Raw genomic sequence first — 2,910 nt, 5'->3', positions numbered from 1 at the left:
TGCGGAGGCAGTCCACAGAACAGGCGGTCCGCTCAACGGCCGTCGTTCTGATGGGAGGCCGGATGTGCGAGCGGACGCGTGCGACCACGACCGCCAGGAGCGGCGCCGGGCTGCTGGACCGGGCGATCGGCTTCGCGCTGACGGCCGTCCAGGGGGTGGCGCCGGACATGCTGGGGCGCCGCACGCCGTGCGCGTCCTGGGACCTCGCCATGCTCGTGCTGCACCTCGGCGAGTCGCTGGCCGCCCTGCATGAGGGTCTGAGCGGCGGACGCGTCGGACGGTCGCCGGGGGAGCCGCCGGACGATCCGGTGTCGGCGCTGCGGGTGGGGGCCGTCCGCGTCCTGCGGGCGTCCGCCGCGCTGCGGACGGTCGGCGTCGGGGACCGGCGGCTGCCGGGCGACCTGCTGACCGGCGCGGGCGCCCTTGAGGTCGCCGTCCACGGCTGGGACATCGCGCAGGCCACGGGGGAGCGGCGGGCCGTCCCGCCGGTGCTGGCGGGCGACCTGCTGGCGGTGGCGCCGCTCGTGCTGCCGGAGCCGCGCGGCCCGCTGTTCGCCGACCCGGTCGACCCCGCCCCGGACGCACCGCCCGGCGAACGGCTCGTCGCCCTCCTCGGCCGCCGCCCCCTGCGCTGAGACCGCTCCGCCGGAACGTGCGCGCCGGAGGCGGAGCGTTTCGCCGAGGCGCTGCGATAGATCACGGCGCCCCCTCGCCTCCAGGGCAACCGAATGCCATTCTGGTTCCCGGGACGCAACGAGGCATGGAGGGGTCATGGCGATCGCCATCAGCGAGGAGCACCGCGAACTGGCCGGAACGGCGCGCTCGTTCCTGCGCGACCGGGGTGCGCGCGCCGCGAACCGTGCGCTGCTGGACGCCGAGAAGGAGACGCTCCCCGACTTCTGGACCGGGTTCGCCGGGCTCGGGCTGCTCGGCCTGCACCTCCCCGAGGAGCACGGCGGCGGCGGTGCGGGACTGCCCGAACTGGTCGTGGTCGCCGAGGAGCTGGGCCGCGCCGCCGCGCCCGGCCCCATGCTGCCCACGATGATCGCCTCGGCGGTGATCGCGGCGTCCGGGACCGGCGAGCAGCGGGAGCGCCTGCTGCCCGGCCTCGCCTCCGGCGCCGCCCCGGCCGCCCTCGGCACCGGCGGCTCGCTGACCGCGGCGGACGGCGCCGCGACCGGTGACGCGGGCGTCGTGCTCGGCGGCGGCCTGGCGGAGCTGCTCGTCCTCGCGGCCGGCGACGACATGGTCGCCGTCCGGGCCGACGCGCCCGGCGTCACCGTCGACGTCCCCGCCAACCTGGACCCGGCCCGCCGCTCGGCCCGCGTCACGCTGGACGGCGCCGCCGCCGACGTCCTCCCCGGCGCGCGGCCGCACGCGGTCGCCGTCGCCCGCACGCTCGTCTCCGCCGAGGCGGTCGGCGGCGCGCTCGAATGCGTCGAGAACGCCGTCGAGTACGCCAAGGTGCGGCAGCAGTTCGGCCGCCCCATCGCGACGTTCCAGGCGGTCAAGCACCACTGCGCGAACATGCTCGTCGCCGCCGAGCTGGCCACCGCCGCCGTGTGGGACGCCGCGCGGGCCGCGTCCGGGCCCGCCGACCAGTTCGAACTGGCCGCCGCCGTCGCCGCCGCGCTCGCGCTGCCCGCGTTCACCGCCAACACCGGCCTCAACATCCAGGTGCACGGCGGCATCGGCTTCACCTGGGAGCACGACGCCCACCTGCTGATGCGCCGGGCCGCCACTCTGGCGGCCGTGTTCGACCCGCACTCCGCCGAACGCGACGTGACCCGCCTGAGAGCCGCCGGCGTCGTCCGCGAAACGTCCCTCGACCTGCCGCCCGAGGCCGAGGCGCGGCGCCCCGAGATCCGCGCGCTGGCCCGCGAGATCGCCGCGCTGCCCGCCGCCGAGCAGCGGCGGAAGCTCATCGACACCGGCTACGTCCAGCCGCACTGGCCGCGCCCCTGGGGCGTCGAGGCGAGCGCCGGGCTGCAGCTCGTCATCGAGGACGAGTTCCGCGCCGCCGGCGTGAAACGCGCCCAGCTCGGCATCACCGGCTGGGTGATCCTCACCCTGATCCAGCACGGCACCCAGGACCAGATCGACCGCTGGGTGCGGCCCGCGCTCACCGGCGAAGAGATCTGGTGCCAGCTGTTCAGCGAGCCCGAGGCAGGCTCCGACGCCGCCGCCGTGAAGACCCGCGCCGTCAAAGTCGACGGCGGCTGGCTCGTCAACGGCCAGAAAGTCTGGACGAGCGGCGCCCAGCACTGCCGCTGGGGGTTCGCCACCGTCCGCACCGACCCCGACGCCGCCAAGCACGCCGGCGTCACCATGGTCGTCATCGACATGGAGCACCCCGGCGTGGAAGTCCGCCCGCTCCGCCAGATCACCGGGGGCTCCGACTTCAACGAGGTGTTCTTCTCCGACGTCTTCGTCCCCGACGCCGACGTCGTCGGCGAGCCCAACAAAGGCTGGACCGTCGCCCGCGCCACCCTCGGCAACGAGCGCGTCAGCATCGGCGGCGGCGTCGGCGGCCCGCCCGGACCCGACTTCATCGCCCTCTACCGCGAGCACGGCGACCGCGTCCCCGCCGCCGCCGAACGCGTCGGCGCCCACCTCGCCGAAGAGCAGGCCCTCCGCCTCCTCAACCTCCGCTCCGCCGAACGCGCCGTCGCCGGCGGCGAACCCGGCCCCGAAGGCAACATCACCAAGCTCGTCCTCGCCGAACACGGCCACGCCACCGCCGACCTCCTCGCCGAATTCGCCGGCCCCGCCACCGCCTTCAACGAGGGCCTCGGCCAGTTCGCCGGCCTGATGCGCCTCGGCTCCCGCGGCATGTCCATCGCCGGCGGCACCTCCGAGATCACCCGCAACCAGATCGCCGAACGCATCCTGAAACTCCCCCGCGACCCG

At 75.8% G+C, this 2,910-nt stretch carries 2 protein-coding genes; both read left to right on the top strand.

Going from position 1 to position 2,910, the window contains the following annotated elements:
- Positions 1-635 (top strand): TIGR03086 family metal-binding protein (locus ACIWVC_RS34430; RefSeq protein ID WP_396455192.1); only part of this gene is annotated, 635 nt, incomplete at its 5' end.
- 136 nt (positions 636-771) lie between these two features.
- Positions 772-2,910: acyl-CoA dehydrogenase (locus ACIWVC_RS34425; protein ID WP_396455190.1), on the top strand; the 2,139-nt coding region annotated here is incomplete at its 3' end.

It is taken from the genome of Actinomadura sp. (assembly GCF_044508335.1).
GTDB lineage: Bacteria > Actinomycetota > Actinomycetes > Streptosporangiales > Streptosporangiaceae > Spirillospora.
This window is presented reverse-complemented; position numbering and strand designations above follow the sequence as displayed.